The sequence below is a fragment of the Fluviispira sanaruensis genome, assembly GCF_004295685.1.
GTDB lineage: Bacteria > Bdellovibrionota_B > Oligoflexia > Silvanigrellales > Silvanigrellaceae > Silvanigrella > Silvanigrella sanaruensis.
Map to the genome: position 1 here is coordinate 2,814,634 of NZ_AP019368.1, position 20,353 is coordinate 2,834,986.

General features: G+C 33.0%; 14 protein-coding genes and 1 rRNA gene. 8 read left to right on the forward strand and 7 right to left on the reverse strand.

Going from position 1 to position 20,353, the window contains the following annotated elements:
• Positions 1-34: 34 nt before the first annotated feature.
• From rpoD to EZS29_RS11820, 4 genes are all read right to left on the reverse strand, one after another.
• Complete coding sequence (gene rpoD / locus EZS29_RS11805) at positions 35-2,719, reverse strand: RNA polymerase sigma factor RpoD (RefSeq protein ID WP_130610868.1); 2,685 nt, start codon at positions 2,717-2,719, stop codon at positions 35-37.
• A gap of 93 nt (positions 2,720-2,812) precedes the next feature.
• Positions 2,813-5,902, reverse strand: a complete 3,090-nt coding sequence (locus EZS29_RS11810; RefSeq protein WP_130610871.1) for a toprim domain-containing protein — start codon at positions 5,900-5,902, stop codon at positions 2,813-2,815.
• Positions 5,903-6,052: 150 nt separating this feature from the next.
• On the reverse strand, positions 6,053-6,250 hold the full coding sequence (gene rpsU, locus EZS29_RS11815) for a 30S ribosomal protein S21 (RefSeq protein ID WP_130610874.1): 198 nt from the start codon (positions 6,248-6,250) through the stop codon (positions 6,053-6,055).
• Between the two features lie 192 nt (positions 6,251-6,442).
• Positions 6,443-9,265, reverse strand: a complete 2,823-nt coding sequence (locus EZS29_RS11820) for a M66 family metalloprotease (RefSeq protein WP_130610877.1) — start codon at positions 9,263-9,265, stop codon at positions 6,443-6,445.
• Positions 9,266-9,610: 345 nt separating this feature from the next.
• On the opposite strand from EZS29_RS11820, the gene EZS29_RS11825 reads away from it, so the two are divergent.
• Positions 9,611-9,799 carry a CopG family antitoxin gene (locus EZS29_RS11825; protein ID WP_130610881.1) on the forward strand — a complete coding sequence of 63 codons (189 nt, stop codon included), beginning with the start codon at positions 9,611-9,613 and terminating at the stop codon, positions 9,797-9,799.
• A gap of 551 nt (positions 9,800-10,350) precedes the next feature.
• Positions 10,351-10,521, forward strand: coding sequence for a hypothetical protein (locus tag EZS29_RS15990; protein ID WP_172603923.1), 171 nt, complete (start codon positions 10,351-10,353; stop codon positions 10,519-10,521).
• 411 nt (positions 10,522-10,932) lie between these two features.
• Here EZS29_RS15990 and EZS29_RS11830 read toward each other — a convergent pair whose 3' ends face one another.
• Complete coding sequence (locus EZS29_RS11830) at positions 10,933-11,682, reverse strand: ATP-grasp domain-containing protein (protein WP_130610884.1); 750 nt, start codon at positions 11,680-11,682, stop codon at positions 10,933-10,935.
• A 16-nt stretch (positions 11,683-11,698) separates the two neighbouring features.
• Entirely contained in the window at positions 11,699-12,385 is a 687-nt protein-coding gene (locus EZS29_RS11835; protein WP_130610887.1) for a PLP-dependent aminotransferase family protein, read from the reverse strand.
• A gap of 429 nt (positions 12,386-12,814) precedes the next feature.
• Between EZS29_RS11835 and EZS29_RS11840 the strand changes: the two genes are divergently transcribed.
• Positions 12,815-13,042: a vWA domain-containing protein gene (locus EZS29_RS11840; RefSeq protein WP_130610890.1), complete on the forward strand. Its 228-nt coding sequence runs from the start codon at positions 12,815-12,817 to the stop codon at positions 13,040-13,042.
• Between the two features lie 68 nt (positions 13,043-13,110).
• On the opposite strand, the gene rrf is transcribed toward EZS29_RS11840, so the two are convergent.
• Positions 13,111-13,225, reverse strand: a 5S ribosomal RNA gene (gene rrf, locus EZS29_RS11845).
• Between the two features lie 304 nt (positions 13,226-13,529).
• Between rrf and EZS29_RS11850 the strand changes: the two genes are divergently transcribed.
• From EZS29_RS11850 to EZS29_RS11870, 5 genes are all read left to right on the forward strand, one after another.
• A complete protein-coding gene (locus EZS29_RS11850; RefSeq protein WP_130610893.1) occupies positions 13,530-13,865 on the forward strand; it encodes a helix-turn-helix domain-containing protein in 336 nt (111 codons plus the stop codon).
• Between the two features lie 88 nt (positions 13,866-13,953).
• On the forward strand, positions 13,954-15,678 hold the full coding sequence (locus tag EZS29_RS11855; protein WP_130610896.1) for a chemotaxis protein CheA: 1,725 nt from the start codon (positions 13,954-13,956) through the stop codon (positions 15,676-15,678).
• A complete protein-coding gene (locus tag EZS29_RS11860) occupies positions 15,675-16,166 on the forward strand; it encodes a chemotaxis protein CheW (RefSeq protein ID WP_130610899.1) in 492 nt (163 codons plus the stop codon). The genes EZS29_RS11855 and EZS29_RS11860 overlap by 4 nt, the downstream gene beginning before the upstream one ends.
• A complete protein-coding gene (locus EZS29_RS11865; RefSeq protein WP_130610902.1) occupies positions 16,163-18,325 on the forward strand; it encodes a methyl-accepting chemotaxis protein in 2,163 nt (720 codons plus the stop codon). Before EZS29_RS11860 ends, EZS29_RS11865 begins: the two co-directional genes overlap by 4 nt.
• Positions 18,322-20,232 carry a chemotaxis protein CheB gene (locus tag EZS29_RS11870; protein WP_130610905.1) on the forward strand — a complete coding sequence of 637 codons (1,911 nt, stop codon included), beginning with the start codon at positions 18,322-18,324 and terminating at the stop codon, positions 20,230-20,232. Before EZS29_RS11865 ends, EZS29_RS11870 begins: the two co-directional genes overlap by 4 nt.
• Positions 20,233-20,353: the final 121 nt, after the last annotated feature.

Below are 20,353 nucleotides of genomic sequence, written 5' to 3' on the forward strand. Positions count from 1 at the left end.
GGTGTTTCGCTGTTTACACGAAACACCTTTTCTTTTAGCTTTCTATAAAAGCTTTTAACTTTTTAGAACGACTTGGATGACGTAGCTTTCTCAAAGCCTTGGCCTCAATCTGACGAATACGCTCGCGCGTTACGTCGAAACTTTGCCCCACTTCTTCGAGTGTGTGGTCTGTCTTTTCACCGATCCCAAAACGCATGCGCAATACTTTTTCTTCACGAGAAGTTAAAGTCGCCAAGACTTTTTTGGTTTGGTCGGAAAGACTTTGGTTTGCCACGATATCGATAGGCGCACCATGGGTTTTGTCTTCCAAAAAGTCTCCGTAGTGATTGTCTTCTTCTTCGCCAATAGGAGCTTCGAGAGAAATAGGTTCGCGGGCAATCTTCATCACCTTACGTACTTTTTCTATACTCATGTCCATGCGTTGTGCAATTTCTTCGGGAGTGGGTTCTCGTCCCATTTCCTGAACAAGCTGACGGCTAGTCCTTACCATTTTGTTAATAGTTTCAATCATATGCACAGGAATACGGATCGTGCGTGCTTGGTCTGCAATCGCACGTGTTATTGCTTGGCGAATCCACCACGTTGCATACGTACTGAATTTGTAACCACGACGGTATTCAAATTTTTCGACTGCTTTCATCAGGCCAATATTACCTTCCTGAATAAGATCGAGAAACTGAAGTCCACGGTTCATGTATTTTTTAGCAATCGAAACAACAAGGCGCAAGTTTGCTTCAATCAGCTCACGTTTTGCTTCTTCCGCAAAGCGATTTGCATTGTTGATCACTTGGTACTTTATCGCAATTTCACTTCTGCTTAAGAAACATGCTTGTTCACTGGATAAAATTGCGTTTTGCGCAGAGATATAAGTGTTTTTAAAGTTTTCCCAATCTCTTTCAGTCAAGAAATTCACTTCGATAGGTCGAGAAGCGTTGTTGTTACAATAAGCGGCCAAACGAGCTTCATCGAGGCGCGTTCTCACTTTAACTTTATTGATTTCTTTCATGCAGTCAGAGACAGACTTTGCATGCGTATCGAGCTCTGTTACGATCTGCTGAATAATACGACGATTTACGTTGATTTCCTTGATAATTTCAAACATCTGACTGCGTGATTCATTGAGAATTTCACGTTCATGGTTAGAAAGTTTATCAAGCCCCTGTAAGCCAAATTTATCTTCAATTTCCACAGCTGTGTTCGCAAGCTTCATAAAGCTTTCGACAAGGACGCGCACGCGTTGCGATTGACCTTCGTCGTTGGCTTGATCTTGCTCATCATCAAAACCTTTAACCAGGTTTTTGGCTTTGATAATACCGTCGATAAATTTCTGCCCCACATCGCACATATGGTTGATACCTATGCGCAATGAAACCAAATGCTCGAGCAGCTTATTTTCTTCATTTTCAATTTTCTTAGCAATTTCAACTTCGCCATCGCGAGAAAGAAGGGCCACTTGACCCATTTTTCTAAGATAGACACGCACGGGGTCATTGCTACGGCCCGCGGCATCGAGATCTTCTTCTTCACCACCAAGGTCAGCGCCAAACTCTTCCGCTGCTAAGAAGTCATCTTCTGGCAATGCAGTTGGGTCTTCGGATTCGGAGTCGACTTCTGCGAGAAGATCTTCTTCCTCATCTAGGGTAAAGTCATCTATTTCTTCATCAACAGCTGCTTCATCGAAAGAATCTTCCTCTTCGGAATCTGCTCCTTTGCCTTTTGCTTGCTTTGTAGGCTTTTTGGTGAGATCTGGTTTTGCATCTTTCTTTTTGGCATTTGCAGCTGCAGCGGGAGATGCACTGGCAGACGCTGTTTTTTTGTCTTTTTCTTCGATTTCTTGCACAGCAGGAACTGCAGCCTTAGCTTCTTTTTTGATCAAAACAACTTTATCTGCAGACGGTTTTGCCTTTTTATCTTTGCTAGAGTCCAGGTTCTTTAAAGAATCTGCAGGCTTAGCTGATTCTACAATTTTAGCAGCAGGAGATTTTCGCGCAGGGCTTTTTTTAGCCACGCTTGCTTCTGCGGTTTGTGCTTTTTCAGTTGCCGAGTATTCATGAGACTTTTCAACGGCCCTTTTCGCTGGGCTTGCTGCTTTTGCAGCAGTTGTTTTCCCGCCGGCACCCTCTGCTTTTGCCCGCACTATTTTGACTTGTTTAGGCGCTGCTAGGGACGCTGTTTGCTCATCCTTGCCTTTTGCCACATTGGCAGCAGGAACGGATGCAGCTTGGGGCTCTTCTTTCCCTTTTGCTGCTGAAGCGACTGGAGAGGTTAGTTTAACTGATTTTTTTGCCGCAGACGGGACTTTGCTCGTTTCTTTATCACTCACTTTTCCACTTTTCTCTAACTTAAAAGGACTTGATTTCTCCCCAAGTTTTTCTGCCTCTTTAGGCTCTTTTTGGGGTTTAACGACATGATGTTTCAAATCTTTTTCAGATTTGACTGCAGGAGTTTTTTTTACTTCCTGAGCAGCCTCTGGTGAGTCTTTAGAAACATGTTCAGATGATTTTACAGATTGTTTTTTAGTCAAAGGCTGATTCTCTTTTTTTACTGTCTTAGATGGTTCCGCAGACTTTGCTTGAGGCTGAGCTTTCGCAGGAGTCTTTTCTACTTTTTTTGCCTGTGGTGCAGGCTTTGCGTTCATAGTTTTTTCTTTGCTTTGGGTATGCTCAGAAGCACGTTTCTGACTACCAATGACTGCTGACTTTGACTTGGAATTCGTCATATTTTAAAAACCCCCAAGAATCACAAAACAAAAAACTATTCGAACAGCGATGCTTGAATAGCACAAAAGAAATAATTTGAAATGATTTTTCTCTCATTGCAAACTAAAAGATTCGAAATTGCTAAATTTTGTACGTCGTCGCATTCTCTCCTTGACAAGATCTTGAAATTGCTTATCTATCTCGTTATCAAAATGAAAACTCGAAAATGCCCGAAGAGCGTTATCAATATATTCGAGTTCAAGGTGGAGTAAAGTCTCTGCAACAAATGATCTCAATCCACCGCGTTGCGATGATAATTTTACGTTTCGCAGCTGAAACCTTAAAAACCCAGAGTTTTTTAGATCCCAAATATTTTTTAATGATATCATGGACACATTGCCAGGCAAGCCTTCCTTCAACAATTCCTCCTTATGAAATTGTAATAATACATGCGCTTCCGAAGTCATATAAGCAATAAGGAGCTTCGCATGAGAAGAAAATTCCCAAGAATTCAAGCTTTCTAAATCTAGCAAACAAACATAAGGATTTTCAATCATTATGGCTATGAATTCAAGAAAAACTACAAAACTTTGCGCAGTCATTTGATGATTAAGTGCTAAAGCACAATATTTTTCATCACTCTCTTCACCGCTGCAAAGACCTTGAGCCACATTTCTGAGTCGCTCCGGCAGCTCAACAAATTTTGAGTGCACAAGGGTAAAGAGAAATTTAACTTCATGAGCATTCAGAACGGGCCAGTCATCAAGAATATCTGATTTCTGAACAGAGTGTTCTTTCGCAAGCAGAGGTCGATTTGCAACGAAAGAGGTTTTCCCCATTTCATTGCGCAAACTCGAAACTGTCATATTAGAAAAATATCTTTCACACAAAAAGCTCAAGACTTCATTTTGGGTAGAAAGATCAGGATGCAGAGCAACCAAAGAGAGCACTTGTTCTTTCACTAAACTAAAAAACCGCTCGGGTTGAGAGTTTGACTCAATCTGCAGCCATTCGCAAATTTTATGCAACAAAGGTATGCGCTGCTCTGCTAATTTAAAAAACCGCTCCACCCCAAATTTTTGGATAAATTCATCTGGGTCTTTTCCACTGGGTAAAAGCATATACTCTATATCTATCCCAGAGTAAGGAAACGCAACTGAAAAAGATCTTTTTGCAGCATTTTGTCCCGCATTATCACTATCAAAACATAGGACAATTCTTTTTGTCACTTTAGTTAAGATTTCCATATGCGCTTGAGTCAATGCTGTTCCCATGACAGCAACCGTATTGGTGACTCCAGCATTAACCAATGAAATACAGTCCATATAGCCTTCAACGACAATAACATATCCATAGCTGACAATCGATTTTAATGCACCATAAAAATGGAATAAAACCTTAGATTTTGCAAATAAATCGGACTCAGGTGAATTAATATATTTTGGCATTTCTTTTGCTTGCAACACAGAGTTTTTTATAAACAATCTTCCTGCCAAAGCAACAGGAGATCCATCTGCCCCATAGATTGGAATAATAATGCGATCATGAAAGAGATCGAAATATTTTCCCTGATTCAATCGAGGTTTTATCAATCCCAATTTTAATGGTGTTTCACAACCGATAAAATTATTTTCGACTTTACGGGATAAATCATTGCTCCCGGGGCAAAAACCCAAATTCCACGCAATGATTTGCTCATGCGAGATCCCTCTTTCTAAAAGATAAATCTGCGCTTCCTTGCCTTTCTCGGACATTAAGATTTTATGGTAAAAAAGAATTGTTTTATTTAAAAAATCTTTTTCACTCGCAACTTTTTTTAAATCTTTCGCAGGTAATATCTCTACTTTCTCAACCATTTTTATATCTTGAGAGTTTAGCTTCTTTACTTCCTTTATTGCATCTTTATTATCCTGTTTATACTTTAAGTTATATCTAATGTTACTTTGCGTTTGAAATAAAATTTCTTTCGCCGAACCAAAAAATACTTGACTTAATTCACTAAGAATTCGATTTCTCCGTTCAATATTTTCCAATTTATTTAAAACGGGTAGTATAATTTTCTTAAATTCTTCCACTCTTTGCGGTTGAGCAACCGATCCCGTAACACGTGCGGTTACTTCATTTAAAACTAATTTTATCTGCCCAAGCCAATTCTGCAGACCATTGCTATCATAATTCATTAAAAACGCACTGAGTCCATTTGTCATTTTTGGAAATCTTATGATCTGTAAAGAAATATCCTCAATATGAATATTATCAACAAAGGTTTTCCATAAATATGCGTTGGCAGATTTGGAATCATCGAGAATTAATGTAACAACAGGAACTCTTTTAGCAAAGGTTTTCGTTAAATTTAAATCTAACTTATCGCCAATACATAACACGGTATTTGCAATATTTCTCTGTGCTAAAAAAAGAAAATCATTCATATTTGTTACGACAAATAATTGTTTTGCTTTTGCTGCATAGGAACGCGCATTCTGCCAATTTAACACCGGTAAAAAAGACTTAGGATAGGGGCTGTATTGTTCGAGCTCTGTAAATATCTGCTGACAATCTTCTGCATTTTTAATGGAGTCAAGCGCTATTTTCTTTGAAAAAAGAAAACCTGTTACTTTTCCACTGTCTTTATAAACAGGAAAGACCAGACGTTCAGACAAGTCAAACGGTTTATGATTGCCAAAATCTCTTTTACTTACAAAATCACGGCACGCCTGTATTGTTCCAGAATAAGCAAAATCAATTTTACATTGGTTTATTAAAAATAAATAGAATGCACAATTTTCTTTTTCTGCTTTTTCTTTAAAGGTTAGTAGATTTTCTTTAAAGAAAGCTTCCATATCCATTAAATTTTTATTCTGCTTCTCAAAAAAAGCAGCGCTCAAATGACTTTTAGGACCTTGATCGCTTGGGCTTTCATACTCTAAGGGCAGTTGATACATTTCCGCTAGACTTTGCACAGCCTCACGAAAAGAAGCGCCTGTCCTATGCATTTCATAATCGATTAAATTGCCATGTGCTTTGCAGGCAAAACAATGATAATTATCTGTATAAATACATAAGCTTGGGGAAGTATCTTGATGAAATGGGCATTTGGCAACGGAGTGACTGCCCGAACGCTTAACCTCTAAGTAGCGTTTGAGATGGTCTGGTAAGTTGACAGAATCAATAATATTTTGAATAGATTGCTTGCGAAGCCTCAAATAAGAACCTCACCATTTGTTGAAGTTTTTCTTCTCCACTCCGAGGAGTTTGAACCTATCACACTTTGAGCTCTGAGGAAAAAAAAGAGAGAGCCGTTTTTCACAACTCTCTCTTGCTTTAAAGCTCTCTTTTAGCTCTCCAAAGACTCATTAAGACATGAGTTTCTTTTGTTTTTTTAGAGCGCGCTTACGAGCAGCCATACGTTTTCTCTTAATTTTAACAGAGGGTTTTTCATAGTGCTCACGTTTGCGAATTTCAGAGAGAATACCTGCTTTTTCGCATTGCTTCTTAAAACGACGCATCGCGCTTTCAAAGGTTTCACCTTCTTTAATCTTTACAACTGGCATATTGTTCACCCCCCTTCTATATATTCTTCCGAGCATTAAGCCTCAGCCCTGAGCTCGAGAGGAGTGCATATCTTATAATTTCAAGAATGACAAGGGTTGTTTGGAGGATTTTGCGGAGAAAGATGTATATTGGTATCCACTTTCTACCCCAGCCTGTGAAGCTCCTCTTGAGGAGCTAGTAAATTACTTAGATTACATCTGCAAAGCACTGACAACGCCATCAACGGATGATATTTTTATTTGGATTGGTTCGTTAATTGTATCATTATACCAACTCTTCGCAATTAAATTTAATACTCCTTCATAAGTTCCTGCGGATTTAATAATTTCAGGATTATCTACAGAAATGAACTTAATTGATAGTTTTTCTTTAGCAGGGAAATTATCAGCATATATACCTGATTCCATATCAAACAATTTTTCGTCGCTGTTTATAAATGCTTTTAATTTAATTTTTAATTCAGAATTGTTCTGATTATTAGTCAATTTAATTTTTAAAACACTGCCTGAAGTAACATTTACCCAACGCCTTTTAGTTGGACTTACTTTAGAATCTTCTGCTAGGAAATAATGAGAAGAATATTTAGGACTGTATATTTTAGAATTAAATATTGTTTCACTAAATGGAAACACTTTGAATATAGGGCTGTTATTGTTTTGAATTTTATCATCTATCATATTAAATACATAATAACCTAAATATTTATTGTTACTTCCTTTTTTATAAAAGAGAATTTTATCAGCAAATTTTTGAATTAAATCTGTATTCTGAATTTCATTGTTACCAATATCTGGAAATTGACTTAAAAAAGCTTTTTTATATTTATCAGTAAAAGCTTTTTCTTCTTTATCATTAACATCTGAAATGATAACTGGAAGAGGCAATTTATTTTCATTTTCTTGTGATGGACCAGCGATATCTATTGAAGACAATACTCTATTTTGATTATTAATTATACAAGAAATTTCAGCTTTAGTATATGTTATATTCATAGTTGGTAAGTTCACATGATAAGCATTCATCATTCCATCACGTAATTGCTTATCATTAAGCTTAAATGCTTTGATCTCATTGTCTGACTTAGTGATAGCTAACCAACATCCTTTATCCATATTAGATGTTTGTAAATCATAAATATATCCCATATTCCCATATAGCCCTGGATACATGTGACTGGGCAACACACCCTTTGGGTCATATAAACCAATTAGCGTCAAGATAGGCACTTCAAATTGTTGAGGAATAGGGCGCTCAGAAGCAGATATGATCATTTCTTTTAAATCATCATCCCAATGTTTATAGCCTGTTGGACTATCACTCGTTATTATGTCAAATGTAGATAAGTTTTTTTGAATAAGTTCTGTCGTAAATGGAGTATATTGGGTAAATTTAGAAATATTTCCATTTATCTCTGCACCAGCCATAGGATCAGTATTAAAAGAAAAACCCTGCCATTTAGGTCTTGGATATACTCTCCCATTTTCCTCAACATCTTTCAAATTTTTTCCCCATACCAAGGTACTTATCATTTTATTCTTATCGGCATTATAACCCCATCCAGAATTCGAATTAAAGTAATAATTTTCAGGACCTCCTGGATAATAACCCAATTCATAATTATGCCCTAGTTCGTGGCTAAATTCATTACCTTCTGCTTCAAAGAGAGTTGCTAAACCGCTGCCTCCGCTCCATCCATGTATTACATTACTTTTATTTTGATAACTTCCAGTCCCCCTATGTATTTGGATTTGTTTAAAATACTGAGGATCTTTTGAAGAGCTATCTGAGCTTGAAATACCTGAGTTTGCTTTATTTATTCCATATCCAAATAAGTTTTTGAGAATTTCCTCTCTCATATCACCATTATGTCCATCACCCGTCGTAGAGCTTAAATTATTAGAATCATAAATAATTCCATTTGGCATTACAATTTTATCCGATATTTTAAGAGGCTGGTAAGTACCAACTTTTAATTTTGCAACTGGGATAGTTTGAAAATAATCTAAAGCGAACTTATGTGGATTTTTTTCCATTTCCCCTTTAGGCTGTAGTTCACTTAACATGGCTAATCTAAAATTCGTTAAAAATAATTCAGTTGGCGGAGAAAATTTTAAATTCTCAGCTTTTAAGCTCCCTTTCTGTTTTCTTTGATTTACAAAAGTTAAAGAAAGACCATTTTTCATCCATGATCCTGGTAATTGCACGCTCCAAGACTTTGTTGAATACTTAACCTCATGTTTATTTAAACTATCAGGAGTCTGATCGCTCTTGGGAAAGTCTATTGGAGTCTTCATATCCAATATTCCAATTTCATTTCCATTAATGTAAGCAATGACTTTTAAACTCGTTATATAATCTTGATCATCTTTTTGCGGTGTGAATATTAATAAAGCTTTACGGTTTGGAATCAGTTTTATTGCATCTGTTGGTGAAATTGTTTTAGTTTGAGCAAATTCAATCATCCCCATTAGATCATTACCATCCAAATTGTTATTGAAAGGTCTATCATCTATAAATCCAAGAATTTTAAGCTTATTACCATTATCTACTGAAACTATGGACTTAAAACCTTCTGCTTTGGACTTGGGATCTTCTGCTAAAGATTTATAACCCTCTGCTAAAGTATTAGGACCTTCTGCTTTGGACTTGGGATCTTCACCTAAAGTATTAGGACCTTCTTCTGTGGACTTGGGAACTTCTGCTTTGGACTTGGGATCTTCTGCTTTGGACTTATGAGCTTCTGCTTTGGACTTGGGGACTTCAGATTTGGATTCAGATTCATCAACTTTGGATTTAGAATCTTCTACTTTGGATTTAGAATCTTCTACTTTGGATTTAGAATCTTCTACTTTGGATTTAGAATCTTCTACTTTGGAATTAAGTGCTTTCTTCTCATCAATAAAATCTTTTTCAGGTTTTTTTTCAAAATTTATTTCATTTTTCTTATTATAACTATATAATGCAGTTGTTAATATGCATACAGGAATAAAATATATCACATTTTTAGAAATCATAAAAACCTTATAAATACATTAATATATGAATCAAAACATTTTATTTTTAAAAAAATAAAATGTTTTGATTCATATATTGCAAATCATGAAATGTAAAGGTTATGGATATTTATACTTTCACAACAAAGTATTTTATGTTTATTTGAAAAATAATTGTTTAAATTGAATATATACTATTATGCAAAGAATTAATAATTCTCTAGGATATGTTAATAAAATTTTATTCCGGTGAAGAACAAAGAATTATTGCTTTTGGAGTCAATATTTATGGTAGGGCAATGGTTGGTGCTTTTGTTTTAAGAAATAGAAGGGAGTCGATTTAAAAGACCATTTACGGAAATTTTTATGCATAAAAATCAGCTAAAACAGTATGAAGAAAAATTTAATGCTGAAGGTGATATAAGTGAGTTTATGAAAGATCCTGATTTTGAGATCACCACAATTGAATTTGAACCTAAAACTATAACCGTTAGATTATCTGATCCATTACTTAATTATGTTCAAAGTTTTGCGAAAAAAGACAATGTATCATAACAAAAAGTTGTGCGCCAAGCACTTGAAGAATTCCAGCACAAGTCTAAGAAGAAAAATAAAAAAGATTGTTAAATAAAAGTACAAATTATGTGTCAATAGAAATAAAAAAGATAATTTATAATGAAATGAAAAGAAATTATTTATAAATTCTTTTGGTTATGATTTATATTCTTGATCTCTTTATTCTACTCCTAACCTTCAAAAAAAATGACAAAAAATAATAAAGATTATATTTTTTATTAAATTTCACTTAGAATAATTGTGAATTCATATTTCTAAATGATGTCGAAAAAATCTCTATAAAATATCCTACATTTAAAGGAGATCTATTTAAGATTATTTATATTTGGTTTTGTATTTGCTATTAAAGTCTTTTTTATTATTAACCGTTTCAGTAAAAAACACAAAAAAAGCACATATAATTCACCTGCAAAAGAAATGGAAACAAAAAAAGTCCAACCATCCGTTGGAATTATGCCAAAGAATCTGTCATCACCCTCGCACGAAAATTTAAAGTTTCATTAAATTGATTTTTAAAACGGAAGATATTTATGAATAATAGCAATAATAATCCATATGAAAATAATTTAAATTTCGAAGAAACCGATTTATTTGATGATAATTCTTATAAATATTTTCTTGATCAAAAAATTTCATCTGTTACATTAAAAGCTTCTAATCATGCGTTGGATTGCTATAATTCCATACACTTCCATTATTGAACCAATCTTCTATATCATTGAGACGCTTTTTTACAATTTCCTCCGAATCTCCTTCAATAATAAAAGATGCAATATTATCTGTACTTTTTTGCGCATCCATATAATTTTGACCAATTTTCCCCGTTATGTTATATTCAACTACCCATTCTGGTAGATTGCTACTTGCTAACTTTTCAATTATTCCATTTTGTGGCGGAATTAAAATGAAACCAGCAAGAGTTTTTGGAACATTTGGAAATTTTAATTCTTGAAATGTATTGATTTTACATTGACTTTGAATCCAATATTTATCAATATTAATACCATATGCAAATTCCAGTGTTTGTCTAATTTTACCCCCGCCACTTCTAGATGCAATCTCACATAAAACGAGTTTGTCTTCCGGAGTGTGAAATATTTCTGCATGAAAAGCTATATTTTTATATGTTGGTAAAGCATTAATAACTTGACAGGTAAATTCTTTAAGCCTATTAAAAAGTGGATTATCTTGGCTAAAGTATAACTTTTTAACGATTTTTTACTCTGAAATTCAAGACATCCAGATTCGTAAACTGATGGAGAACTAAATACAATATTATCATTTAAATATAAACTATCTACATGATACATTTTTCCATCTATAAACTCTTCAAGCATAGTATTTTTAAAAGAATTGACATTATACATATCGTTCATACAATTTATCTTTATTGTATTGAAAGAACCTGAACCATCAATTGGTTTGAGTATTAAAGGAAATTGATTATTTTCTGCAAATGTAATAGCTTCATTTAAGTTCTTAGGTTGACAAAAATTTGCGATTAAAATATTATGAGATTTCAAATAATTTTTCATTACAATTTTATTTCTATATGGCAAAAATTGTTTATATGTTTGTCCATCAATATTAAATTCATCTCTTAATTTTGCACATCGCAATATATCACATTCTGATTTACCTATAATGAATCTAACTCCATATTCTTTAATTATTGATTTTGCATACTCCAAAACCTGATCATTATTATCATATTTAGAAAATTTTTTTATTGCTTTATATTTCGTATGTGTTACATTATAGGTATTATCACAAATTAAAAATAACTCATCTTTTATTGGATCAAGCCATTCTCCAAAAGGAATATGCATATTATTTGAATTACTAAAAATTAAAATTCCCATAAAATTTCCTTATGATCTATTTATGAAATAAAGAATGAGATGCATCATAAATAAGAATTGTTGTTTTAGGAATAACTTCTTTAATTTTTTCATAAGAAAATTCTCTTATTGGACAACTATCATCGATTAAAATAAGAGAAGGTTTTTCAATAGAACACTGCTCTTTAAGCCAATTTATATCAATTTCACTTTTACAATCTAAAATTTTTAGATATTGCGAGCGTCTTTCTGATCGCTTTATTATTGATGTAGTAGCAAAATGACCACCTTCTAACGGATTCAAAGATAATATTAATTGTCCTGGTTCAGTTAAAGATAGGACAGTAGTTATTGTAGCATGAACTCCAGACAACAATCTAAAATCAATAAAATTTGCGCTTAGTAATTTATATGCAGTTTGTTTTGCATGTAATTCAAACTCACGAATTTCAAAAAAATTTTTAAAAATAAATCCATTCTTATTTGTTAGGCAGAAATCTTCTTTTTCATTTGATAAATGATACCTCTCTCCTAAATTCATATGCAGAAAATGCTTAGAAAAATTTGACAATTTATTTTCGTTTGCATGCAAAACTATACTTTTGTCAAATTTTTCTTCCAATTTTTTTGATTCACTTAAAAAGCGGTTTATCTTTTTATATTCATTAGAAAGGGAAGGAATAAAGTATTTATCATCACAATCTAAATTTTTTTTAATATCCAAATAAATGTATTTTTCCTAAAATTTTGGGTGTTAAAAATTGCTTAAACCTCCTTATCACAAATTTTTTTAATAAACAAGTATTGCAAGGATATATTTTAAATTCCCTGAAAGAATATATTTACATTTGCTAATTTATATAAAATATTATTTATTAAATAATTTATATAATTGATAATCTATTATTTAAATTGAACTGTATTTAATATATTGAATGAGATTTTTAGCTCAACTTAGACTAAACTTGGAATTTAACATACCATTGACTAACTTCTTGATTGCTCAAAATGGAGAATAACCAATGGCGGAACCGATTTTGTTCCCGTTCTCACCGACGTCATTAACCAACATTTTAATCACTCCGACAAACCCACTTCTGTAATAGTTGTAACAGATGGAGAGCCGACCGACGGAGTACAAGGTCAACGCAGTTTGACAAACTTGATCCTCGAAACAAGCAAAAAAATGGAAAGTAACAATGAATTCGGAATTTCGTTTATTCAAATTGGCGATGACAAATACGCACGGGATTTCTTAAAAAAACTCGATGATGATATGGTTTCTATTGGCGCGAAGTTTGATATCTGCGATACAAAAACCTGTGATGAAATAGAAAATATGTCCCTCGATCAGGTTTTACTCGATATTGTGAACAACTGAATTATTGAAAAAAACAATTGATAAATAAAAAAAACCCCTGGCGATTTATCCAGAGGGTTTAAAATTTAAGGCTGCACAGAGCTACTCTCCCACACTTAAGAGTGCAGTACCATTGCCGCAGACGGGCTTGACTTCGGAGTTCGGAATGGGATCCGGTATTTCCCCGTCGCAATCAGCACAGCCAAAGCGTTAAAACTTTGCTAGAAGGTAGCTAACTGGCTTATGCGAATAAGTCAAGGGAAATGGGGAGAAATTAAAAAGTTGTATGAAATAATGCACTTACCCTAGACAATCAAAGCTTTAAAATTCTTCATTGACATGCCTAGAGTTTAGTTTACTTTAGTAAAGCAGTTTAGTATACTAAACTTAAACCGATAGGTGATATCAAGGATGAATAGTAATTATCGTGTGTTATTTTGGGTAACAAAAAACTGTGAAAAACCAGTAGCTAAATGAATGAAAAAGTTAAGTAAAGAAGACCAGCATTATGACTAAAATGAATTTTAACAAGAATGATTATGACAAATTTCAAACTTTAGATGAGCTTGAAAAAGAAATATTTTCTGAAGATGAAATAAACGACATTCATGCACGTGCTTTAAAAAGAGCAAAAGCTCGAAATGAAATGACTGAAGCCGTTTCTAAAGCGCTTATACAATACATGGCGAGCCATCACCTTGGGTTCAATCAATTCAAAAAACAACTGCATATGAGCTCTGCAACGCTCGCAAAAATTCTAAAAGGCAACTCAAATCTCACATTAGACACCATCGCTGAAATCAGCGAAGCCACAGGTCTGAAAATAAGTCTTCATATTGGCTAATTAAATATCCCTACCCTATAAAAACCTCATAAATGTGTCCAATCGGACGATAACATCCGTATGTTATTAAGGAACTACGGATGCAAAAATGAGCAATAACAGTGAATTAAACATTTTTGTCAGTACATTCTTAGAAGAGGCGCGTGACAACCTTGAGCTTTGGGAAAAGACATGCCTTGACTTGGAAAAAAATCCTTCCCAAGAATTATTTGCGACTTTATTTCGCTTAGCGCACAATTTAAAAGGTTCTGCACGATCAGTAGGTCTTGAAACCTTTGGATCTTTCATCCATAAAGTAGAAGATATTATTTCACTTCTTCGCGATGGGCAAAGAGAGTTTAATATCGAATTCATAAGTTTATTCTTTAAATGTCATACCATTTTAGATAACTGGTGTGAAGAATTACATAAAGATTTAAATTATACGCCAAAAGATTTATGTGAATTCGAAGACTATATACGTCAATTTAATCCCTCCATGAGTGAAAATAAGACTGAAGATCAAAGTTTTGGTGTTTTTACTGAAGAAGCACAACCAGACAAAGTCGAAATTAAAAAAATAGCAGAGCCAATTACAAAAATAAATTCAAGCAATAAAATAGATACTATAAGGATTCCTATTAATAAAATTGAAACAATTATGAATCATATAAGTGAACTTTGCTCCAATCACTCCATTATTTTTCACTGTAAAAATAATAATAAATATAACTCAAATTCATTTAATAATGCAGTTAATATTTGCAAAAAAATAATTAAAGAATTACAATCAAATGTTTTTTCCCTGCGAATGGTTCCACTCACTTCTATCTTTCAAAGACTTGAAAGAACGGCCGTCTCTTTGGCTATTCAGCAAAATAAAAAAATCGAAATAATAATGGATGGATCGCATATTGAAATTGATAAAATTATTATTGAAAAAATAATGGATCCTTTGGTCCATGTCATTCGCAATGCTGTCGATCACGCCATAGAGCATGAAGAAGAAAGAATAAAAAAATCTAAACCTTTGATCTCGAGCATTAAGATTTCAGCAATGCAAAATACAAGCCATGTGATCATAACAATTACAGACGATGGAAGAGGGATCAATGCAAAAAATGTTTTCCAAAAAGCAGTGCAGAAAAATATGGTCGCAGAAAATGCTAAACTCAGTGAACAAGAAATTTACCAGTTTCTCTTTTCTCCAGGTTTTTCAACTGCAGAAAAAATAACAGAAGTTTCTGGCCGTGGTGTTGGTTTAGATGTCGTAAAACAAGTATTACATGAGATAGGTGGCCATGTAAATATTCAAAGTCAAGTTGATATTGGTTCAAAATTTGAATTTCATTTGCCATCAAATCTTTCAATTATAGAAACTCTTATTATTAAAACTGATAATTTAAATTACGTCATTCCTATTTCTGAAATAGAAGAAGTTCTCGATTTATCTAAATTCAAAATAGATAATGTCACAAACAGTGAAAGAATGCTTTTTTTAAGAGATACACCCGTCATAATTAAAAATCTCAACAGTTATTTATTAAATCATAACAAAGAAGAATCGGATATTAAGATAAGTCATAATTCAGCAGTTTTAATTGAATTCAATAAACAGCTCTATGCATTTGAAATCGATCACATCATAGGAATTGAATCCATTGTCTTTAAAAAGAAAAGTGAAAAGCTGAATGAAATAAAATTTTTCACAGGATCGGCTGTTTTACCGAATGGAGAACCTGCTTTTATCTTAAGTCTGAAAGAATTAATTTCTCAGTTAGTTCTTCCAAATATTAGTATTATTCATAATGAAATATTTGAGAATAAAATTTGATTCAAGAAAATGACAATCAAAATCTATTTTTAGTCTTTCACTTAAATAATGAGATTTATGGCACAAACTTAATGCAAGTGCGTGAAGTTATAGAAAGACAAACTCCCAAACCCGTGCCAAATACCATTCAATCTTATCTTGGTGTTATCAATGTCAGAGGCGAGATTATTGGGGCTATTGATTTACGCTTACGCTTTGGCTACCCAAGTTTGGGCACGCCAGCAAATAATTCAGCAATGATAGTCATAAATTTACCATCTGGAACTTTAGCAGTTATAACAGATCAATTGGAAGGCGTCTTCCACCTAAATTTTTTAGAAAATGGACAAAAACCTAAAATCGAATCCTCGATCCGAAATGACTATATTCTAGGAATGTGTGAATTTAAAAATAAAATTATTACAATTATAGATCTCTATTCAATTTTAAATACACAAGAAATAACGAGCTTAAATCAAATTCATAATGAAAGTAAGGAAGCAATATGAACTTCAAAAAAATTTATTTTTCCATGCGATTTAAAATAATTTCTTCTTTACTTATAATTATATTTACTCTATGTTTTGTCTCAATTTACCAACAATTAAACAATAGCAAAGATATAATGAAAAAGATGGAGTATATTCTGGAATCAGAATCACTCAATTTAGGAAATGCAATTGCAGCTCAATTTTATGAACGCTATGGGGATGTCCAAGCTTTTGCCATCAATCCTGTCTTTGCAGAAAATGACAGAAAAAAAATGCAAGAAGCTTTAAACCAATATTCAAGTCTGTATGGAATTTATGATGTCATTTTATATGTAGATATACATGGAAATTATATTGCCTCAAACTCTTTATCACCAAAAGGTAAAGAAATTAACAATCAATTATTAAAAACTGAAAACTACGCAAAAGAAAAGTGGTTTCAAAATGTATTGATGAAGAAATTTACTGAAGATTCTGAAAAAAAATTTCAAGGCACATATTTTGAAGGACCAAGTGAAGATCCAATTGTTTCTAAAGTTTTTGGCGATCATGCATACACAACATCTTTCAGCGCTCCCGTATATGATAAATCTAAAAAAATAATTGGCATAATTACCAATCGAGCCAATTTTTCCTATTTGGAAGATGAATTAATTCAAGTTTATAAAAAACTATCTAAACAAGGATACTCCAAAGCAGATATTTCTTTGCTTGACGCGAATGGTTTTGTTATCTCTGAATATGACCCTTCTTATAATACTTCAACAGAAGTAAAAAGAGATTTTAATGTCCTTAATAAATATAACTTCTTCGAACAAAACTCAAGCCAAAAAGAACTTTTTAATAAAACAGGTATGGGCATTACATATTCTTATAATTTAAAGAAAAATTATGACTCTATTGGGGGATATGCTCTGATCGACTCCCCTAAATGGATCCCATCCATAGGCTGGACTGTGCTCATCCGCTCAAATGTAGATTTTTTCTTCAGCCATATTTATAATTTAAAATATAAATTTATTATGACAGTTCTTGCACTTGGCTTACTATCGATTTTAATCGGTTTCATTATCATCAATGCAATTAGTAATAAATTTATTAATATCAGTGAACATCTCAAAATATCTGCAGCCAAAACCTTTGCAACCGCTAATAACATCGCTATATCATCAGAAACCGTAGCAAATTCGACAAACGATCAATCCGATGCCATGCAACAAAGCGTGAGCGCAATGAGTGAAATATCAAGTATGATCACTCAAACTGTTGAGCATGTTAAAGACTGCAGTATTTTTGCTTCCACTGTGCAAGAAAAAACTGATAAAGGCAATTTAATAATGGATAAATTAACAAACTCAATGGAATCCATTCAAAATGCAAACACAGATCTACAAAATATGCCAAACATTATAACCGAGGTTGCAAATAAAACTTCAATCATTAATGAAATTGTTTTTAAAACACAGCTTTTATCTATCAATGCATCAATCGAAGCTGCCCGCGCGGGCCAACACGGAAAAGGCTTTTCTGTAGTAGCCGAAGAAGTTGGTAATTTAGCATTAACAAGCGGAAATGCTGCAAAAGAAATTCAAATTCTTCTGCAAGATAGCCACAATCAAGTTTCTCGTATTATAGAAATCACATCTAAAAAAATTGTTGATGCCCAATCTGTTTCATACGAAGCAGCAAAAGAATTTGTTACTATTTCACAGGAAATTCAAAGTATAAATGATCGTCTTAAGGGTATTACTCTAGCAACAAAAGAGCAGCAAATTGGAGTTCAACAAGTCGTGAAAGCAATGTCAAAAATGGATCAAGCTACAAAGCAAAATAATTCCTCAGCATTTGAAGCAAAGCATCTTGCTAAGGAGTTAAAAAATGAAGGTATGGTTGTTGAAAAAATTATGAAAGCGATACAAGTACTTATTCTTGGCAATTTTAGATTTAATCATAAAACAAACAAACAAACACAATTGATCGATAATCTATCGGAATCTTGGGAAGAGCAAGTGCCACGGAACAATAATGAAGTTGAAAACATAACAAATTCTAATATTGAGGTTAATAATTTAATTGCAAATATTGAGAAAAATGTCACTAAATCTCAAAATGATGAATATGATAAAAATGAATTAACTGCAGAACACATTTCATTCAAAGAAAATAAACATTTATGAAAATTGAGTTAGATTGCGATGAAGTTCAGTACTTATTAAATCTTACTTATGAACTAACAGGAATGCAATCCAATTCACCTCAAATCCGAGATTATATTCTAAATAACGTGAGTCAACTTATCTATCTTGCAGAACTATCAAATTTAAAAGAGTATTTAACCCTTATTCATAATAGCAAAGATGAGTATCATAAATTCTTATCTGCTATAACGGTTCACACAACAGGATGGTTTAGAGAAACCGAGCATTTCACTATTATGGTTGACGAAGTTAAAAATTTAATTCAGAAACACAATCGAAAATTCATTCGCGTTCTCTCAATTCCCTGCTCAACGGGTGAAGAAGTCTATTCCGTCGCCTTAATTCTAAACTCAATTTGTGAAAACATGGATAATATAGATTTTATCATATATGGCTTCGATATCGATAAAAATTCAATTAAAAAATGTAAAAATGCCGTGTATCTAAAGTCAAATTTAAATAATATTCCTTATCAATTTCACAAAGAACTTCTGCTTGGAGAAAATGAAGCGAAAGATTACTTTGCACTCAGTAAAAAAATCCGCTCACATTGCACCTTTATAGAAGGTGACATCAGAAATTGCAGTTTTTTACCTCAGATAGAAAACTTAAATCCCACAGATGATCAGAATAATATTTTTGATATTATTCTATGCAGAAATTTATTTATCTATTTTGATCAAGCAGCTTCAGAAAACGTAGTCTCAACGTTTAAAAGTATCATGCATGAAAACAGTCTCATTTTCCTAGGCCACAGTGAAAAAATAGATGCAAAGAAATTAAACCTTATGCACATTGGTAATTCAATATACAAGAAAAATTTAGATAAAAATACAATTAATATGGAAGAAAAAGTTGAATGCATTGCGGTTTATTCTTGCGCAGAGATCCATAAAATAAAACCATTTACAGATCGAATCCAAAAAGAGTTCAAAAATTTTATATTAATAAATTCTCTTGAAGAATTGAAAAGTCCGCAAGTGTATAAGAAGATAAAAATATTAATTATTGACAGTGAATATAAGACGCAAGAGTTAATAAATTTCTTATTTCAGTTTATAAAAGATATTAAAAAAAATTTTATTCTAGAAGCGATTCTGTATCCGAATTCTAAATCAAAACAAAGCTTAAGTGCTTTCTATGAAAGCCAAATTTTTAAAGACTTTCATGATTGGAGGGATTTCGAAGCTCAGTCATCTAAAATTATTCTTTATTTAAAGAATTTATTTTTATCTCTGGAAGAGACCACCTTTGATTCTAACGATTCAAATACATTGACTCTAAAAAATCAAAAGGTACGCAAATATTTAAATTCTTTGCTCCCCCAGTTTATTGCCATTGGCGCAAGTACAGGTGGAACAATTGCCCTTGCAGAGTTATTAAAAAATTCTCCACAAAATTTCCCGCCTATACTTATCGTTCAGCATTTACCCCACATATTTGCCCAAGAATTTATTGATAAACTTCAACAGACAACAGGATTGAAGTATATCTCTCCCAAAAAAAGACCAGAGCTACAACGCGGACACATTTATCTTGCCGATGGAGATAATCATATCGTTGTGAAAAAATATGGAGAGAAATTGCAAGTTGAACCTGATTTATCACCTGCAAAAAAAGAATTACGTCCCTGTATCGATATTTTATTCGATTCCCTTGCGCGTACAAACGCAAAAGGGATTGGCATACTTCTTACAGGAATGGGAGACGATGGTGCTCAAGGGCTTCTTAAATTAATGAAAAATGGATGCTTAACAATGACACAAGATGAAGCTTCTTCAGTTATTTATGGCATGCCAAAAGAAGCAGATAAGCTTGGCGCCAGTTGCTTTAGTGGCAATTTATATGAAATTCGTCATATTCTTAATAGTCTTAAGATAAAGTGAGCTGAAAAAAAACTTTATGAAAAAATAATCCACCATAAGGCCTAATTTATAAAATACATTGAAAATATTGATATTTCCACTGCATTTTTCTACTATACGAGAACGTTCAGGACAGCCTATT